The organism is Hyphomonas oceanitis, assembly GCF_036964545.1.
GTDB lineage: Bacteria > Pseudomonadota > Alphaproteobacteria > Caulobacterales > Hyphomonadaceae > Hyphomonas > Hyphomonas oceanitis.
The window spans coordinates 113,128-129,078 of record NZ_JBALTL010000003.1; the positions used below are offsets into that span (position 1 = coordinate 113,128).

Below are 15,951 nucleotides of genomic sequence, written 5' to 3' on the forward strand. Positions count from 1 at the left end.
GCCCATGCTGCTTCCCGTATCGACCTGGCAGGACATTGAACGCTGGCTCACAAAGTCGCGCACCATTGTCATCCCGATCGGCTCGATGGAACAGCACGGGCCGAACGGCTTTATCGGCACAGATGCCCTTTGCCCCGAAATCATCGCGCGCCATGCCGAAAGCCTCGCGCCGGACGACATACTCGTCGGGCCGACCTTCAATGTGGGCTGCGCGCAGCACCATCTCGGCTTCCCGGGTACGATCACGCTGCGGCCGACGACCATGATCGCAGCCATGACGGACTGGACCGAGAGCCTGATGCGGCATGGCTTCGAGCGCCTCTACTGGTACAATGGTCATGGCGGCAATATCCACACGATCGAGGCGGCGTTCAGCGAGATCCACGCCCGGCGCAGTTTCGACCCGCGCGGGGCGGACAATCGCCCCGGTCTGTCACTGAAGCGGCGCGACTGGTGGGATTTCCGTGACGTGATGGGCCTTTGCAACAAGCTCTATCCCGTCGGCCATGGCAGCCACGCGACGGCATCGGAAGTGTCGGTGACCTACCATGCTTATCCGGATCGGGCCCGGCCTGAGGTCGAAATGAGCCCGAAAATCGCCCCCAATGGCAAGATTGGCGACGCCGTACAGTATCGCCGCGATTTCCCGGATGGCCGGATTGGGTCTGACCCAACGCAGTCCAATGCCGAAGATGGTGGCAAGATTGTCGAGGCCGCCGCCAAGGCCATGCTGGAAGACGTCGCCCGCTTTTCTGCGTAAAATGACACGGCCGACTACAGCAGGGAGACTGGCCACGCGCAGCGAAGGGCGGTATCAAAGTATGCTTCCAGAAAGGCGTGCGAACCAGATACATGCTCGACATTCAGAGGCTGGAAAAATCATTTGGCGCAAAGCATGCTGTGCGTGGGGTGTCCTTCCGGCTTGAGAAGGGCACGGTGCTCGGCTTTCTCGGGCCGAATGGCGCAGGCAAGTCCACGACAATGCGTATGATTGCCGGGGTGCTTGAGCCCGACAGCGGCGACGCACTGATTGATGGCAAATCCATTCTTTCCAATCGGCGCGAGGCGCAGCGGGCGCTCGGCTACCTGCCCGAAGGCGCGCCCCTCTACGAAGACATGACGCCGCCCGAGTTCCTGGTCTTCATGGCATCCGCGCGCGGCATGAACGGCATTGCGCGCAAGAATGGCGTGGAGCGCGCCATCGCAGACGCGCGCATTTCCACGGTGTGCGATCAGCGTATCGGCTCGCTTTCCAAGGGCTATCGCCGCCGCGTGGGCCTTGCCGGGGCTATCCTTCATGATCCGCCGGTCTTGCTGCTGGACGAACCGACTGACGGCCTGGACCCCAATCAGAAACGCGCCGTGCGCGCGCTGATTGCCCGCATGGCCCCTCACAAAGCCATCCTGATCTCGACGCATACGCTGACCGAAGTGCCGGCCATGTGTTCGCGCGCCATCGTTGTCGACCGGGGCTTGGTGATTGCCGATGACACGCCGGAAGCGCTGGCCCGGCAATCCGAGGACGGGACGCTGGAGGGCGCTTTCACCCGCCTGACCGATCAGGCCGAGGCGGAATCGGCATGATGATGTGGCTGCGCGAACAATTCGGGGGGTTCACCGCCACCTATCGACGCGAACTGGGCGCCTATTTCGCGACGCCCATGGCCTATGTCTTCCTCGCTGTTTTCCTGCTCGCATTGGGAGTCTTCACCTGGGAAGCCTCCCGCTTCTTCGATACCGGTTCAGCCGATCTCGCGCCCTTCTTCGTCTGGCATCCGTGGCTCTACATGATCTTCCTGCCCGCCCTCGCCATGCGTCTCTGGGCAGACGAGCGATCGGCCGGCACCGATGAATTGCTGCTCTCCCTACCACTGGGCATGCCGGGGCTCGTGCTCGGCAAACTGCTGGCGGCATGGACCGTTGCCGGTGTCGGCCTCGCGCTGACGGCGCCCATGTGGGTGACAGTCAATGTACTCGGCAGCCCGGACAATGCGGCCATCATGCTGACCTATCTGGTGAGCTTCCTGATGGCCGGCGCGTATCTCTCAATCGGCGCCGCCATATCAGCCCTGACAGGCAGCCAGGTGACCGCCTTCGTGATCAGCGTCGTCATCGCCTTCGTGTTCACGGCAGCTGGCTGGCCGCTCGTCCTGTCAGGCGTGAAGTCCGTATTCGGAGCGGGCGGCGCTGAACTCGTTGCCTCATTCTCCTTCCTGACCCAGTTTGAAGGTGCGCAGCGCGGCGTACTGGAGCTGCGCGCCGTAGTTTTCTTTCTTGGCTTCACAGCCTTCTGGGCCACGCTGAACGGCCTCTGGGCGACGCGGCAGAGGCTCGGATAGGATGAAGGCGAAGCATTACATGTTCGCCGCCACGGCCCTTGCCGCCACGATCTTCGTGTCGGGCAACCTGGTTATGCAAAAGCTGCTGTCCGGCGCCCGCGTGGATTTCACACAGAACAATCTCTACACGCTGTCGCAGGGCACGAAGGACACGCTGAGAGGCGTCGCCGAGCCGGTCGAAATCACCTTTGTCTATACCCGCGGTGTGGGGCAGGAATATCCAGCCGTGCGGGCCTATGCAGCACGCGTGCGCGAATTGCTGGAAGCCTATCGCAGCCAGTCCCATGGTCAGGTGATCGTTCGCGAGATTGATCCTTCGCCTTTTTCCGAGTCTGAAGACGAGGCGCTTGCTGCAGGCATAACGGCGGTGAGCACAACTGGCACCGACCCGCTCTATTTTGGCATTATCGGGCGCAACGCCATAGACGACCAACGCGTCATTCCCTTCCTGGCGCCCGAGCACGAAGTCACACTCGAATATGACCTGACGCGCATGGTCGCGCGTCTGGATGATCCGGATCCGCCGCGTGTAGGCATTCTCTCCTCCCTGCCGGGCATGACGGCGCCTGGCGGCGAAGGTGGCTATACGCTCCTGTCCGACATTGCGAAATCATTCGAAATCGTTCCGATATCGGAAGAGTTCCAGTCCCTGCCGGAGGATCTGGATGTCCTCTTCCTTGCTCACCCACCTGAATTGGCGCCGCGTCAGGAATGGCTGATCGACCAGTATGTCCTGCGTCATGGCCGGGCCGTCATCATGGTGGACCCAGCCGCCAAGACCGCTGTCGGCAGCAGCATGTTCGATAGGGGCAATGATCACCCCCGCTCCGATCTTGGCGTTCTGGGCAAAGCCTGGGGCGTAAGCCTGTCAGAAGGCGCGGTTGCGGATGCGGCAAACGCATTGCCGGTGCCGGTCGATACAGGCAATGGCCGCACTGAAGAACTTGCACACCCCCTGTTCATCGGCGCGCCGTCGGCAGACATGAACCGGGACGACCTCGTAACGGCAGACCTTACGCGGACGGTCAATTTCGGCGCACCGGGCGCATTCGTTACGGGCACGTTGCCGGACGGGGTCAGTTTTTCCCCCCTCATCGAGACCGGACCCAGCCCCTCCTATATGGATGCAGCCAAAGCCGTGCGCGACATGACGCCTGGCGATGTTCTTAAATCCTACAAGACGGCGCCGGAGCCGCTGGTTCTGGCGGGGCGTCTTTCAGGACCACTTGTCACGGCCTTTCCTGCAGGGGCGCCCGCCTTGGACGAACCCTCCGATCCGACACTGGCCGATTTGATGCGCGCAGAGGCGGCCAACGCACCGCCGCATATCAGCGAGAGCGAGACGGATGCAGAGATTGTCCTGATTGCCGATGTCGACACGATTGCGGATGATTTCTACATCGTGCCGGGGCGTGGCACGGTCGTTGCCGATGACGGCGCATTGGTGCTGAATGCGCTTGATGCCCTTTCCGGTGGCGGTGAGCTGTCACGTCTTCGCTCGCGCTCACCGAGCCTGCGCCCGATGACCCGCATCGACAAGATGCGCGAAAGCGCCGAAGCCAAATATTTCCGCCAGCAGTCCGAGCTGGAAAGCCGCCTGGAGACGGCGCAGGCCCGGCTGGAAGAGCTTCAGGAAATTGGCGCTGCAGATGGTTTCTTCTCTGGTGACCTGGAGGCAGATCTCAGCGATTCCGAGCGTGCTGAGCTGACGAAGTTGCGAGCCGACATTATCGAGCTACGCGGCCGCCTGCGCGGAATAGAGCGCGATTATCGCCGCGAGATCGACCGGCTTGAAGGGACACTGAAGGTCATCAATATCTGGGGTGGCCCTCTCTTCGTTGGTCTGATCGGCCTGCTTGTCTGGCGCCGCCAGCGTCATCGTCAGGGGCGCAGCACATGATCGACATTCGCCACGGTCAACGCGTGCGACGGCTTCAGGTGCTCGCCGTACTGGGGGGCCTGCTCACCGTGCTGGCCATCTTTCTGAATATCGGCGGAAACGAAACACCGCAGACGACGGGACGCATGGGCAAGCCGGTCTTGCCTGACTTTGCGGAGGCGCGGGCCGATGCGGCAGAAATACGGATCACCCTGGCAGATGAGTCCTATAGCCTGATCAATGGGCCCGACGGCTGGACGCTCAAAGGGTCGGGCGGCTACCCGGTGCGGGCCGACCGGCTGGCGAGCCTTGCCGGGGGCCTCGGCGATCTCACATGGGGCGAAGGCCGCACGCGCGACCCTGGCAAGATGAACCGGATCGGCCTTGGCGATCCGCGTGACGGGGGTACCGGCGCCCTGATCGAGATCATCAACGAGGCGGGCACTGTTACCGCCTCCCTTATCACGGGCCGCAAGGGTTCGATTGTGTATGCCCGCCTGCCCGGCGAAGAGCAGGCCTTCCGCGTGAATGGCGACCTGCCACCGCTTTACAATCACGACGCTTGGCTGGACCTCGACATAATCGACATCCATTCAGACGCGGTATCGGCCGTCCGCCTGTTTGATGCGCGCGGCAACAGTCTCTACCTGCAACGCTCTGTCGGTAGCAGTGATCGCAGTTTCCGGCCCGCTCCGCCCTATCAGGACTACCGTCTCGTTAGCCGGATTGCAGCCTCTACGCCCGCACTGGCGCTGACGCGCTTTCAGCCCATAGGCGTCAAGCCCGCCAGCAAACTGACAACCCGGCCGGTCGCGCGGCATATCACGGAAACACATGACGGGCTGGAGGTTGACCTACAGGCCTATAGGGAGCCGGACGGGTATTTCGTCACGCTGCGTGCAATCGAAGCCGGCGAAGGCGCACAGCGGGGCAGTACGATCAATCAGAAAGCCTCCGGCTGGGCCTTCGAGCTGACCGAATTTGACTGGAATGAACTCACGCCGAGCATTTCATCCATCGTCAGGCCACCGCAACCAAGCGACCCGGCCTCTCCAGCCCAGCCGTGAAAATCAACTTGAGCAGCTCCATCAAGTAACAGTAATATTTGCGGTGGGCCCAATCCGGTCACGTAAAGAGAAATGGACCCATGGCCATAGATCGCCTTCAGAGCGCCGCCCGGTGGATCCTTCTACTCTTGGGCGCCCTCATCGCGGGCATGATCTTGGTAGGTTATCTTACATTACAGGCCTTCTCGGCCGGCATTGAAAGCCGGGATCAGGCTGTCCTCAGTTCTGAGCGTACGATGCAGATCCGGCGTATCCTGCTGTCGGCTATCAACGCCGAAACAGGTCAGCGCGGCTATCTTCTGACGCAAGACCTCGACTATCTCGAGCCATATATTGAAGGCCACAAGACCTATGGCGCCGCCTTGGCCGCCTATTATGAAGCCAAGGATGGCGAATTGAATGCCTTGCAGGCAGAGCTTTTACCTCAGTTGACGGCATTGCTGGACCAGAAATTTTCTGAGCTTGACCGTACCGTGGATCAAGCCCGAAATGGTGACCGCGAGCTTGCCATAGCGGCACTGGGAACAGATAGGGGGAAGGTCCTCCTTGACGACGCAAGGAAGATCGCCGCGGTTCTCGAGGAAGAAGAAATTCGCATCTTGGCAGATGCGATGGGCCGGGCGGAGGCGACCGAGAAACGCGCGCGGGCTTTGCTCCTGTTTCTCGGACTGGCCGCCTTCGCCGTCGTGCCTGGCATGATTTACCTGTTCTGGCGTGCCATGCGCTCGGAGCGGGCTGAGCGCTCCCTTGCGCTGACCCGGGCCGCCAAGGCGCAGACGGATTTGCTCGCCCATGAACTCAATCATCGCGTCAAAAACCTTTTCACTATCGTGCTGTCACTGGTCCGGCAGTCAGGCCGCACAACGCCGGAACATGCCGCAGCATGTGAAGTCATCCATGACCGCATTCACGCCCTGTCCCTGGCGCATGCCGCTGCGTTGCGTAGTGAAAAGGATAACAGTCCCGTCAAACTGAACGATCTTATCGGCGTGCTTCTTGAGCCCTATGCCATGGGCCAGAATGTCTATGAAATCGAAGGTGCAGACATTGCTCTCGCACCGGCTGTGGTTACGCCGCTCAGCCTTATCATTCATGAACTTGCCACCAATGCCGTAAAATACGGCGCATGGTCGACGGATCAGGCGGGCGTGGTTCGCACGCTCTGGCATACCGAACATGATGCTGAAACTACAGCTGAACGCATTGTACTGAGTTGGGAAGAAATAGGGGGACCCGAGACTGATGCAGCCCATATTGGCAAGGATGGCTTCGGATCCCGCATGATCAATCTCAGCTGCCGCCAGATCAATGGCGAACCATCAAGTGAATGGTTGTCAGGTGGGCTGCATTTCAGGCTGTCATTCGACAACAATTTCTAGCGCGCAGACAGGTCCATCGCAGCAAGGACACGGCCAAATCCGGCTTCCTGAACGACCAGGGCGCAGGTCGATTTACAAACGGATGGATCGATCTCGACCCGGCCACCCAGCCAGGGGCCGATTGAGGTCACATGGGTTACCGGATGAACCATATCGGTCGGATTGGCATCGCCGTCGAGATAATCAATGACGAATATGTCCGTCAGCTCTTTCACATTGCCGGTGAGCTCGATCTTGCCGCCCTTGCGTTTGAGGTGGGCCGGGGACGGCGCGATCCGGTTTGTCCGCTCCAGCGCGGACTCGACCTGCGGCAGCTTGTTACCCGGGCATTGCTCAACGCCATTATAAACGGTCTGGGGCGTATAGGGTCCGCGCAACCGGAAACGGTCGACATAGGCGCGCTGGCGATCCTTGGACTCGGACATGGCCATCGGATCTTTTTCACCGAGGTAATCCCAGTAATCGACAGACCATGTCAGGATCAGCACGTCATCCCGCTGAGAATCCACCTCTGCCAGCGTGCGGTGCGCTTTCGGGCACGCCCGGCAATTATGCGACGCAAACAACTCCACCAGCACCGGCGAGGTATCAGCGACAGACATCGGCTGGCGCGCTGCAGCAGGCAGGGCAGCGAACAGCGAGATGGCGAGGATAAGGATGCGGGCGTGTTTCATGACAGTCTCGTTATAGGCCCATGCCAAATCGCATGACAATCACAGGGGTGTGAGGACTGTTAAAAGCCCCCCGCGTGCGAACGCGGAGGGCTTTTGAAGATCAGATTGTGCAAAACAGGCCTAGAGCGCCTCACGGGCCAGGTTGCGCAACACATAGTGAAGGATGCCGCCATTGCGGTAATAGTCGAGCTCGTTTTCCGTATCGATACGCACACGGCACTCGATGCTCTCGGTCGAACCATCGGCCTTCGTGATGGTCACCGGCAGCATCATGCGCGGCGTGATATCGCTGATACCCGCGATGGAGACCTGCTCGTCGCCTTTCAGGCCAAGCGATTCCCAGGTCGTATCACCGGTGAATTCCAGCGGCAGGACGCCCATGCCGATCAGGTTCGAGCGGTGGATACGCTCGAAACTGCCCGCGATAACCGCGCGAACGCCAAGCAGGATCGTACCCTTGGCAGCCCAGTCACGCGACGAGCCGGTGCCGTATTGCTGGCCAGCAAAGATGACCAGCGGAACACCTTCATCCTTGTACTTCATCGCAGCATCATAAATCGGCAGTTCTTCGCCGCCCGGATAATGCTTGGTCACGCCACCTTCAACGCCCGGCACCATCTGGTTTTTGATGCGGATATTGGCGAACGTGCCGCGCATCATGACCTGGTGGTTACCCCGGCGTGCGCCGTAGGAGTTGAAGTCCAGCACGGGAACCTGATGCTCGCGCAGATAGTCGCCTGCCGGGCCATCCGTCTTGATGTTGCCGGCCGGTGAGATGTGGTCTGTCGTGATCGAGTCGCCGAAGAGGCCGAGGACACGGGCATTCTTCACATCTTCAGGTGCTTCAGGCTCAAGACCCATGCCGTCGAAATAAGGCGGGTTCTGAACATAGGTCGACGCCATTGGCCAGTCATAGGTCTGGCCGCCGGACACCTTGATGCCCTGCCAGTTCTCATCACCCTTGAACACGTCCGCATAACGGCTGCGGAACATTTCCGGCGTCACAGAGGCGCGCATGACTTCGGCGATCTCTTTCGAGCTTGGCCAGATGTCTTTCAGGTAAACCGGGTTGCCGTCCTGATCCATGCCGAGCGGGTCGGTGGTCAGGTTCTTGTGCAGCGAACCGGCGATCGCATAAGCGACGACCAGTGGCGGCGAGGCCAGATAGTTCGCCCGGATGTCCTGGCTGATACGGCCTTCAAAGTTGCGGTTGCCGGAAAGAACCGAGCAGGCCACGAGATCGTTCTCGTTGATCGACTTCGCGATTTCCGGCGGAAGCGGACCCGAGTTACCGATACAGGTTGTGCAGCCATAGCCGACGAGGTTGAAGCCCATGGCATCAAGATCGTCCTGCAGGCCAGCGCGCAGCAGGTAGTCTGTCACAACCTGCGAGCCCGGTGCGAGTGATGTCTTCACCCACGGCTTGGACACGAGGCCCTTTGCGCGCGCATTGCGGGCCAGCAGGCCAGCGGCGAGCATGACGGACGGGTTCGACGTATTGGTGCAGGACGTGATGGCCGCAATGACCACCGAGCCGTCATGCAGGTGATACTCGCTGCCTTCGACGGCAAATGTGGGAACGCCATAATCGTCCGGGATGGTTTTGTTCATCGTGGCGCCTTCGTCGGCGAAACGCGACTCGCCTTCGCTATCTGGCACCTTGTCCTTGTCGACGCCGCCGCCCTTGATGCCGCGCACGTCTTTCTTGAACTGCGCCGCCGCATCCGTCAGCAGAACGCGGTCTTGCGGGCGCTTCGGACCGGCCAGCGAGGGAACAACGTCGCCGAGGTCCAGTTCCAGCGTGTCAGTGAAGACCGGGTCAGCCATGTCAGGACGCCAGTAGCCTTGCGCCTTGGCATAGGCTTCGACAAGCGCCACACGGTCGGGTTCACGACCTGTGTCTGTGAGATAGGTGATTGTCTCATTGTCGACCGGGAAGAAGCCGCAGGTCGCGCCATATTCCGGCGCCATGTTGGAAATCGTCGCTTCATCTTCCAGCGTGAGATTGGCGAGGCCCGGGCCGAAGAATTCGACGAACTTGTCGACAACGCCTTTCTTGCGCAGCATCTGCACCACGGTGAGCACGAGGTCGGTCGCCGTTGCGCCCTCTGCGAGCTTTCCCGTAAACTTGAAACCAACCACCTGCGGGATGAGCATGGAGACAGGCTGGCCCAGCATGGCCGCTTCGGCCTCGATACCGCCGACACCCCAGCCGAGAACAGACAGGCCGTTGATCATGGTCGTGTGGCTGTCCGTGCCAACGCAGGTATCAGGATAGGCAACCGTTTCGCCGTCTTCCTCTTTCGTCCAGACCGTCTGGCCGAGATATTCGAGGTTCACCTGGTGGCAGATGCCCGTGCCCGGTGGCACAACGCGGAAGTTCTTGAAGGCCGACGAGCCCCAGCGCAGGAACTCGTAGCGCTCGCCATTGCGCTCATATTCGCGCTCGACGTTCTTCTCGAAGGAATTGGCGTGGGCAAAGTTGTCGACCATGACCGAGTGGTCGATCACGAGGTCGACAGGTACCTGCGGGTTGATGGCATCCGCCGCAGCGCCGAGTTTCTTGGCAGCGTCGCGCATGGCAGCAAGGTCAACAACGGCCGGAACGCCGGTGAAATCCTGCATCAGGACGCGGGCGGGACGGTAGGCAATCTCGTGGCTTGTGGCGCCCTTGTTGTCGAGCCAGGCCTTGAAGGCCATGATGTCGTCCTTGGTGACCGTCTTGCCATCTTCGAAACGCAGCATGTTCTCGAGGAGAACTTTCAGCGAAGCCGGGAGGCGCGACACATCGCCAAGGCCGTTTTCAGAGGCTGCGGCGAGCGAATAATAAGTGTACGTCTTGCCAGCAGCGGTAAGCGTGCGTTTTGATTTAAAGCTGTCGAGAGACGGCATGCGGGAGACCTCGCGTCTTGATGTGTACATGTGGGTGCCGCGTCGGGCGGCGCGTTGCCTCGTGTCATATAGAGGGTAAGCACCTGATGCAATTGGGACAAAGGGTCTATTCCAAGGGGAATTACTGTTGCTGAGCGCCAACAATCTCGGGATTCTGCGGGGCGAGCGCGTCCTGTTCGAGGGCGTGTCGCTGAGCGTTGCGCCCGGCGAAGCGGTCGTTCTGCGGGGCGCGAACGGGGCAGGAAAGACCACTTTGCTGCGCATTCTGGCCGGTTTGACGCGTCCTGAGGCCGGTCATGTAGACCGCCAGGCCACCCATCACTGGATCGGACACCGCGAAGGACTGAAACCCCACGAGACGCCACGGGCGCACCTGAAACTCTGGGCGCAGGCCTGGGGCTCTGACGCCGATATTGATGCCATTCTCGGGGAAATGGGGCTTTCTCGTCCTTCTGAAGTGGCCGCACGCTATCTCTCCGCCGGCCAAAGACGGCGCACTGCGCTCGCGAGGTTGATGCTGGATCAGCGCCCGCTTTGGCTGCTCGACGAGCCGTTCACGGCACTGGATGCCGAAGGACGTGAGCAATTGCTCGCATTGGTGGCGAACCATCGCCAGAGCGGAGGCGCCGTTATTGCGGCCATCCATGGCGACGCAGGTTTTGCGGCGAGCCGGGAGGTCACTCTGTGAGCCCGAAACCCATCCTCTCTGCTTTCCGGCAAGCGCTCAGCGAATCCTGGGCCGGTGGCGCAGGTGCGCTGCTTCCGCTTGGATTTTTTGCTGGCGCGGCAGTTCTTGTGCCTCTGGGTATCGGAACTGAACCCGGCATGCTGCGCGCCGTCGGCCCCGGCATACTCTGGGTATCATTAGCGCTATCCAGCCTTGTGACTCTGGAGCGCATTTTCCAGTCGGATGTTGAAGACGGCGCACTGGACCTCTGGCTTCAGGCAGGTACGCCCGTCTCAGCGATCGCGGCGGCCAAGACATTTGCGCACTGGCTGACAGCGGGCCTGCCGCTGGCGCTTATGAGCCCGGTCCTGGCCCTGATGTTTCAGGCGGAAGCGGGCATCGGTCTCCTGACAGGTGCTTTGATCTACGGTCTTGGCGGGCTGGCCTTCTTCTTCTGGGGCGGCGTTGGCGCCGCGCTCTCAGCCACGGTACGCCGCGGAGGATTACTTATAGCGCTCATCGCCCTGCCGCTTTATGTGCCAACGGCGATTTTCGGATCAATGGCGATGCGCGGGGCAGCCCTCGGCGATACCGCGCCACTATTGCTGGCCGCATCGACATTGTTTGCGCTGGCGGCGGCGCCATTTGCCATGGCTGCGGCCCTGCGCTTGGCGGCAGATTGAGGGGATAGTATCTGAATGGGCATGTTGTCAGCCTTTGCAAATCCGCACCGCTTTCTCGCCTTGTCGCGCTGGCTCGCCCCGCTCTTCTATGCGGCTGGCGGCGCCTTGATCGCGTGGGGCCTATGGCAGGGGCTCTGGATTGTGCCGAAGGATGACTATCAGGGCGGCGACATCATGCGCGTGATGTTCATCCACGTCCCTGCGGCATGGCTCGCCATGGCGAGCTATTCGGCCATGGCGGCAGCCAGCTTCGTCTGGTTCATCTGGCGCCACGAACTGGCTGACATTGCCGCCAAAGCCATTGCCCCGCTTGGAGCAGTATGGACCGCGCTCTGCCTTGCGACCGGATCGATCTGGGGCAAACCGACCTGGGGAACATGGTGGCAATGGGATGATGCCCGCATGATGAGCGTCTTGTTCCTCTTCTTCCTTTTCCTCGGCTACATGGCCCTGCGCGCGGCGATGGACTCTCGGCAGAAAGCGGCCCGCGCCGGCGCCATCCTTGCCATGGTCGGTGCGCTCAATGTGCCGCTGATCAAGTTCTCGGTCGACATGTTCACCTCGCTTCATCAGGACGCCAGCGTGATAACGGCTGACGGCCCCAAGATGGCCGCCGTCTATCTCTGGCCGCTGATGATGAGTGGCCTTGGCCATTCCCTGCTGTTCGGAGCATTGGTCATGACCCTGATGCGGGCAGAAATCTGGACCCGGCGCGCAGCGCGCCAGCGGGCCCGTTTGTTGGCAGGCGCATGATGGAACTCCTCCCCGACCTCGGAAAGAACGCGGCTTATATCTGGGCCTGCTACGGACTGGGCGCTTTTCTCATCGGCGGCGCCGTTGTCGGCACTGTCCTGAAGGCACGCGCCGCCAAGGCTGCGCTCGACCGAATGCAGGCAAGCGATGAGGACGCAGCATGAAACGCTGGCTCGCCGCCATCCCGGTCGCTCTGCTTGTCCTCTTTGCGGGCCTGGCCCTGTCTCAATTGTTGAGCCCCAAGAAAGGCGAGTTCGAACGTGTGTCCCGGGCAGCGCCTGACCGTCAGTTCGCTGCGCTTGATGGTGGAGACATCGCCTTTGCACCGCCCCCCGGTGATGAAACCATTATCGTGAACCTGTTCGCCAGCTGGTGCGCCCCATGTGAGGCCGAGCACCCGCAGCTGATGGAGCTGTCAGAGCGCTTCCCGGGCCGGGTGTACGGTGTTCTCTACAAGGACACGGCCGAGAATGGCGCTGAATTTCTTCAGCGCATGGGCAATCCTTTCACCAGGGTAGCGGAGGATCCTGATGGGCAGGGCGGACTGGATTTTGGATTGACCGGCGTACCGGAAACATTCGTGATCTCAAGCGATGGCGAGATCCTGTTACATGTCGCAGGGCCACTCGGCCCGGACGATGTGAAAGAGGTGAGCGGGGCGCTGGACGCGCCCCGCAACTGACCCCGAAGTCTTACTTCTTTTTCTTGGCGGCAGGCTTGGCCTTGGCTTTTGGCGCAGGCTTCGACTTGATCACCGGCTTGGATTCAGAAGCGGCCTTGGCTTTCGCTTTTGGCTTGGCTTTTGCCTTCGGCTTGGCTTTCGCTTTTGCTTTCGGCACGATCACAGGCGCTGGCTCAGCCGTTGCCTTGGCGGTCGGCGCAGGCGCTTCAGCATCATCAACCAGTTTGGTGAGACCAGAGAGCAGAGCGTCCTGCTTTGTTTTCGGCATGGCGTCGAACAGTGCAGCATCCGCAGCATCTACAGCCGGCTGGGCTTTTTCGAGCGCCTTGCGGCCCTTTGCCATCAGCGAAACAGACTTGGCGCGGGCATCTGTCTTGGACGCGACGCGCTTGATGAGGCCGGCCTGCTCCATGCGGGCAACCATGTCAGCAAGGGTCGAACGGTCGATGCCGGTGGCGTTGACGAGGTCGGACTGGCTGACGCCTTCATTGCCGGAGAGCGCAGCAAGCACCGAAAACTGGCGCAGCGTGACGCCTGCGGCCTTCAGCGCAGAGGCAGAATGGTTTGCAGCGATCTGCTGCGCGCGGTGCAGCAAATGGCTTGGGGATTTGTTAAGATTGAAACTGGTTGTGGTTGCCATTGGAATGTCTACTTTCAGGGTTTGACGCGGTTTCCCGCTGGAAATGGGTTGGTGGCCCGCTTAAAGCAGCTGGCCCGTGTGCGGATCAACAGTTTTCTCCATAAGAGACATAGGTTGAAGATTTGATGACGGATGAGTTAGCAATTAGTTCCATAACACCTGATTTCAGTACAGCTGTGCCGGATGGCGACGACCGCGAACGGCGCATTTGCAACACGTGCGGTTTCGTAGACTACGTGAATCCGAAAATCGTCGCCGGATCGGTGGTGACCGACAAGGACGGAAAAGTGCTTTTGTGTCGCCGGGCGATCGAACCGCGCAAGGGGTTCTGGACCCTGCCGGCAGGCTTCATGGAAGAGAATGAAACGGTCGAGCAAGCCGCACAGCGCGAGGCAAAGGAAGAGGCCTGCGCCGATATCCGCATTCAGCAAATGCTCGCCGTTTATTCAGTTCCACGCATAAGTCAGGTGCAGATCATGTTCCGTGCCACGCTGGAATCTTCAATAGATTCAGGGCCTGAGAGCCTTGAGGTGGGTATGTTTGACTGGAAAGACATTCCCTGGTCCGAGCTGGCATTCCCAACCGTCATCTGGGCGCTGACACATTATGCCGCTACACGGCACCTGCAGGCTTTCCCACCTTTTACCAATCCACCGGGAACGGAAAAGATAACCCGCTAGGCGGCTTCGTCGGCGTCCTCGGATGGCAGCATGTGCTTGAGTGTGTAAGGCACATTTGCGAGCGCAAAGACAAAGCCGATTGCCATATTGCCAAGCCGCCAATTGGCCCAGGTTTCCTCTGAGAAGAACTGCCACAAAATAATATTCCAGATCGCCAGAGCGACAAAATAAAGACCCCAACGGATCGCAAGCGTCCGCCATGCAAAGTCGGGTAGCTGGAATGCACCATCAAAAAACATCTTCCAGACGTTCCGGCCGACCGCGAGGCCGCCGAAGATCACCCCGGCGAAGAGAAGGTTTATGATTGTCGGCTTGATGAAGAGGAATGTTTTCGACTGCAGCACGATGCCGATCGTGCCGAATGTTCCGATCAGGACAGACGAAACAATCAGGAAAGGCGGGATACGTTCCTTCTTGACCAGCTTCTGCGCGATCACGCCGATCGTCATGACAATCAGCGCCCCAGTCGCCCAATAGAGCGCCGTGTCTTTCGTGAGCAGGCCGTCGCCTTCCGGGAAGCGCAGCAGCACATTGTAGATCAGGACAAAGACGAGCGTCGGGCCGAGCTCGGCCCAGACATTGCCGGCCTTGCGGGTTGCCGCTGGCGCGGTCTTCTGTTCAGGCGTGTCAGTCATGAATATCTATACGCGGCGTGGCCGCTCCCGGATGTTTCTAATTCTGTGGCATACACCGCGCCCCGGGGCCAGACCTGCGTTCAGGCACCCGCCTGCATCAGCAGGAGCCCGCACGCCAGAACAGCGGCGGCAATCGTACGCCTTCGCCCGAATCCTTCGTGGAGAAGAAAAGCACCGAACGCCGCCGCGAACACGACCGATGTCTCCCGTAACGCCGTCACAATCGCCGTGTCGGTCAGCGTGTAGGCGAAGATGGCGAGGCCGTAGGAGAAAGTGCCCAGCACGCCCGCGACAATTCCTCCCCGTATTTGAGGACGGACCGCATTCATGATGGCGCCCTTGCGCTGCCAGAGCGTTACGGTCGTGACGCCAATCCAATCGATGAGAAAAAGCCACACGATGAAGGTCATCGGTGTTGGTATCTCTCTCACCGCGCGTGCATCTGCGACCGCGTAGAGGCCGACCCCCGCCGCCGTCATCACTGACCAGAAAAGCGCAGCCCGGTCGAGCCGGCGGGCATCCAGTGTGGCGCCGGTTGGCATGGCAAAGACGATGATGGATGCGCTGGCAGCGACGAGACCAACGATCTGCCACGGCGACAAGCTCTCGTGCAGAACAAGGCTCGCGATCAACGCCGTCGCCAATGGTCCGAGCCCACGCATGACCGGAAAGACCAGCGAGAGGTCACCGCGATGTAGCGCGCGAATAGCGCTGAACTGATAGAACCAGTGCACCACCATAGAGATGACAAAAAAGGGCAAGGTCTCGCGTGGCGGGAAAGGAACGAAAAACGCGAATGGCAGAACGCTCAGTGCCATCACGATGGACAGCACCATGCGGGCCGTCAGGATATCACCACCGCGCTTCACCAGAACGTTCGACGCTGCCAGCGACACGGCAGACATCAGGCAAATCGCGACGGGAAGGAGCGTGCTGGTCATGGCGGCCGGTGTATGCGCGGGTTTGGCGCGCCGGGGAAGC

General features: G+C 60.6%; 17 protein-coding genes. 12 read left to right on the plus strand and 5 right to left on the minus strand.

Going from position 1 to position 15,951, the window contains the following annotated elements; genetic code table 11:
* Window positions 1-4 precede the first annotated feature (4 nt).
* The 6 genes from V7651_RS09675 to V7651_RS09700 all read left to right on the plus strand — a co-directional run bounded on the left by V7651_RS09675 (window position 5) and on the right by V7651_RS09700 (window position 6,664).
* Entirely contained in the window at window positions 5-760 is a 756-nt protein-coding gene (locus V7651_RS09675) for a creatininase family protein (protein WP_335613069.1), read from the plus strand.
* 92 nt (window positions 761-852) lie between these two features.
* Window positions 853-1,584, plus strand: a complete 732-nt coding sequence (locus V7651_RS09680; protein WP_335613070.1) for an ABC transporter ATP-binding protein — start codon at window positions 853-855, stop codon at window positions 1,582-1,584.
* Window positions 1,581-2,339 carry an ABC transporter permease subunit gene (locus tag V7651_RS09685; protein ID WP_335613071.1) on the plus strand — a complete coding sequence of 253 codons (759 nt, stop codon included), beginning with the start codon at window positions 1,581-1,583 and terminating at the stop codon, window positions 2,337-2,339. The genes V7651_RS09680 and V7651_RS09685 overlap by 4 nt, the downstream gene beginning before the upstream one ends.
* 1 nt (window position 2,340) lies before the next feature.
* On the plus strand, window positions 2,341-4,239 hold the full coding sequence (locus V7651_RS09690; RefSeq protein ID WP_335613072.1) for a GldG family protein: 1,899 nt from the start codon (window positions 2,341-2,343) through the stop codon (window positions 4,237-4,239).
* A complete protein-coding gene (locus V7651_RS09695) occupies window positions 4,236-5,285 on the plus strand; it encodes a DUF4340 domain-containing protein (RefSeq protein ID WP_335613073.1) in 1,050 nt (349 codons plus the stop codon). Before V7651_RS09690 ends, V7651_RS09695 begins: the two co-directional genes overlap by 4 nt.
* Before the next feature lie 80 nt (window positions 5,286-5,365).
* Window positions 5,366-6,664 (plus strand): sensor histidine kinase, encoded by a 1,299-nt coding sequence (locus V7651_RS09700; RefSeq protein WP_335613074.1) that lies wholly within the window; start codon window positions 5,366-5,368, stop codon window positions 6,662-6,664.
* Here the strand turns inward: V7651_RS09700 and V7651_RS09705 are convergent.
* Both V7651_RS09705 and acnA read right to left on the minus strand, forming a co-directional pair.
* Entirely contained in the window at window positions 6,661-7,338 is a 678-nt protein-coding gene (locus V7651_RS09705) for a DUF1223 domain-containing protein (RefSeq protein ID WP_335590326.1), read from the minus strand. The genes V7651_RS09700 and V7651_RS09705 overlap by 4 nt on opposite strands.
* Before the next feature lie 120 nt (window positions 7,339-7,458).
* Window positions 7,459-10,230 (minus strand): aconitate hydratase AcnA, encoded by a 2,772-nt coding sequence (gene acnA / locus V7651_RS09710; protein ID WP_418887237.1) that lies wholly within the window; start codon window positions 10,228-10,230, stop codon window positions 7,459-7,461.
* 127 nt (window positions 10,231-10,357) lie between these two features.
* Here acnA and ccmA point away from each other — a divergent pair, with 127 nt between their 5' ends.
* Genes ccmA through V7651_RS09735 form a run of 5 tightly spaced genes read left to right on the plus strand, consistent with a single transcriptional unit; the run spans window position 10,358 to window position 13,015 of the window.
* The gene (ccmA, locus tag V7651_RS09715) at window positions 10,358-10,918 is read left to right on the plus strand and encodes a heme ABC exporter ATP-binding protein CcmA (RefSeq protein WP_335613076.1); all 561 of its coding nucleotides are present in this window, start codon (window positions 10,358-10,360) and stop codon (window positions 10,916-10,918) included.
* On the plus strand, window positions 10,915-11,580 hold the full coding sequence (gene ccmB, locus V7651_RS09720; RefSeq protein WP_335613077.1) for a heme exporter protein CcmB: 666 nt from the start codon (window positions 10,915-10,917) through the stop codon (window positions 11,578-11,580). Before ccmA ends, ccmB begins: the two co-directional genes overlap by 4 nt.
* A 21-nt stretch (window positions 11,581-11,601) precedes the next feature.
* Complete coding sequence (gene ccmC / locus V7651_RS09725; protein WP_418887238.1) at window positions 11,602-12,333, plus strand: heme ABC transporter permease CcmC; 732 nt, start codon at window positions 11,602-11,604, stop codon at window positions 12,331-12,333.
* Complete coding sequence (gene ccmD, locus V7651_RS09730) at window positions 12,330-12,497, plus strand: heme exporter protein CcmD (RefSeq protein WP_335613079.1); 168 nt, start codon at window positions 12,330-12,332, stop codon at window positions 12,495-12,497. Before ccmC ends, ccmD begins: the two co-directional genes overlap by 4 nt.
* Window positions 12,494-13,015, plus strand: coding sequence for a redoxin family protein (locus V7651_RS09735; protein ID WP_035536456.1), 522 nt, complete (start codon window positions 12,494-12,496; stop codon window positions 13,013-13,015). Before ccmD ends, V7651_RS09735 begins: the two co-directional genes overlap by 4 nt.
* Before the next feature lie 10 nt (window positions 13,016-13,025).
* Here the strand turns inward: V7651_RS09735 and V7651_RS09740 are convergent, their stop codons facing one another.
* A complete protein-coding gene (locus tag V7651_RS09740) occupies window positions 13,026-13,655 on the minus strand; it encodes a MarR family winged helix-turn-helix transcriptional regulator (protein ID WP_335590319.1) in 630 nt (209 codons plus the stop codon).
* Between the two features lie 125 nt (window positions 13,656-13,780).
* On the opposite strand from V7651_RS09740, the gene V7651_RS09745 reads away from it, so the two are divergent.
* A complete protein-coding gene (locus tag V7651_RS09745; RefSeq protein ID WP_335613321.1) occupies window positions 13,781-14,335 on the plus strand; it encodes an NUDIX hydrolase in 555 nt (184 codons plus the stop codon).
* Here V7651_RS09745 and V7651_RS09750 read toward each other — a convergent pair.
* Both V7651_RS09750 and V7651_RS09755 read right to left on the minus strand, forming a co-directional pair.
* Window positions 14,332-14,970, minus strand: a complete 639-nt coding sequence (locus tag V7651_RS09750; RefSeq protein ID WP_335590317.1) for an inner membrane-spanning protein YciB — start codon at window positions 14,968-14,970, stop codon at window positions 14,332-14,334. The genes V7651_RS09745 and V7651_RS09750 overlap by 4 nt on opposite strands.
* Window positions 14,971-15,050: 80 nt before the next feature.
* The gene (locus V7651_RS09755; RefSeq protein ID WP_335613080.1) at window positions 15,051-15,911 is read right to left on the minus strand and encodes a DMT family transporter; all 861 of its coding nucleotides are present in this window, start codon (window positions 15,909-15,911) and stop codon (window positions 15,051-15,053) included.
* Window positions 15,912-15,951: the final 40 nt, after the last annotated feature.

Excerpts from the sequence above, each read along its gene's own strand:
- V7651_RS09675 (WP_335613069.1), top strand. The coding sequence starts at position 5 with ATGCTGCTTCCCGTATCGACCTGGCAGGACATTGAACGCTGGCTCACA.
- V7651_RS09680 (WP_335613070.1), top strand. The coding sequence starts at position 853 with ATGCTCGACATTCAGAGGCTGGAAAAATCATTTGGCGCAAAGCATGCT.
- V7651_RS09685 (WP_335613071.1), top strand. The coding sequence starts at position 1,581 with ATGATGATGTGGCTGCGCGAACAATTCGGGGGGTTCACCGCCACCTAT.
- V7651_RS09690 (WP_335613072.1), top strand. The coding sequence starts at position 2,341 with ATGAAGGCGAAGCATTACATGTTCGCCGCCACGGCCCTTGCCGCCACG.
- V7651_RS09695 (WP_335613073.1), top strand. The coding sequence starts at position 4,236 with ATGATCGACATTCGCCACGGTCAACGCGTGCGACGGCTTCAGGTGCTC.
- V7651_RS09700 (WP_335613074.1), top strand. The coding sequence starts at position 5,366 with ATGGCCATAGATCGCCTTCAGAGCGCCGCCCGGTGGATCCTTCTACTC.
- V7651_RS09705 (WP_335590326.1), bottom strand. The coding sequence starts at position 7,338 with ATGAAACACGCCCGCATCCTTATCCTCGCCATCTCGCTGTTCGCTGCC.
- acnA (WP_418887237.1), bottom strand. The coding sequence starts at position 10,230 with ATGCCGTCTCTCGACAGCTTTAAATCAAAACGCACGCTTACCGCTGCT.
- ccmC (WP_418887238.1), top strand. The coding sequence starts at position 11,602 with ATGTTGTCAGCCTTTGCAAATCCGCACCGCTTTCTCGCCTTGTCGCGC.
- ccmD (WP_335613079.1), top strand. The coding sequence starts at position 12,330 with ATGATGGAACTCCTCCCCGACCTCGGAAAGAACGCGGCTTATATCTGG.
- V7651_RS09735 (WP_035536456.1), top strand. The coding sequence starts at position 12,494 with ATGAAACGCTGGCTCGCCGCCATCCCGGTCGCTCTGCTTGTCCTCTTT.
- V7651_RS09740 (WP_335590319.1), bottom strand. The coding sequence starts at position 13,655 with ATGGCAACCACAACCAGTTTCAATCTTAACAAATCCCCAAGCCATTTG.
- V7651_RS09745 (WP_335613321.1), top strand. The coding sequence starts at position 13,781 with ATGACGGATGAGTTAGCAATTAGTTCCATAACACCTGATTTCAGTACA.
- V7651_RS09750 (WP_335590317.1), bottom strand. The coding sequence starts at position 14,970 with ATGACTGACACGCCTGAACAGAAGACCGCGCCAGCGGCAACCCGCAAG.
- V7651_RS09755 (WP_335613080.1), bottom strand. The coding sequence starts at position 15,911 with ATGACCAGCACGCTCCTTCCCGTCGCGATTTGCCTGATGTCTGCCGTG.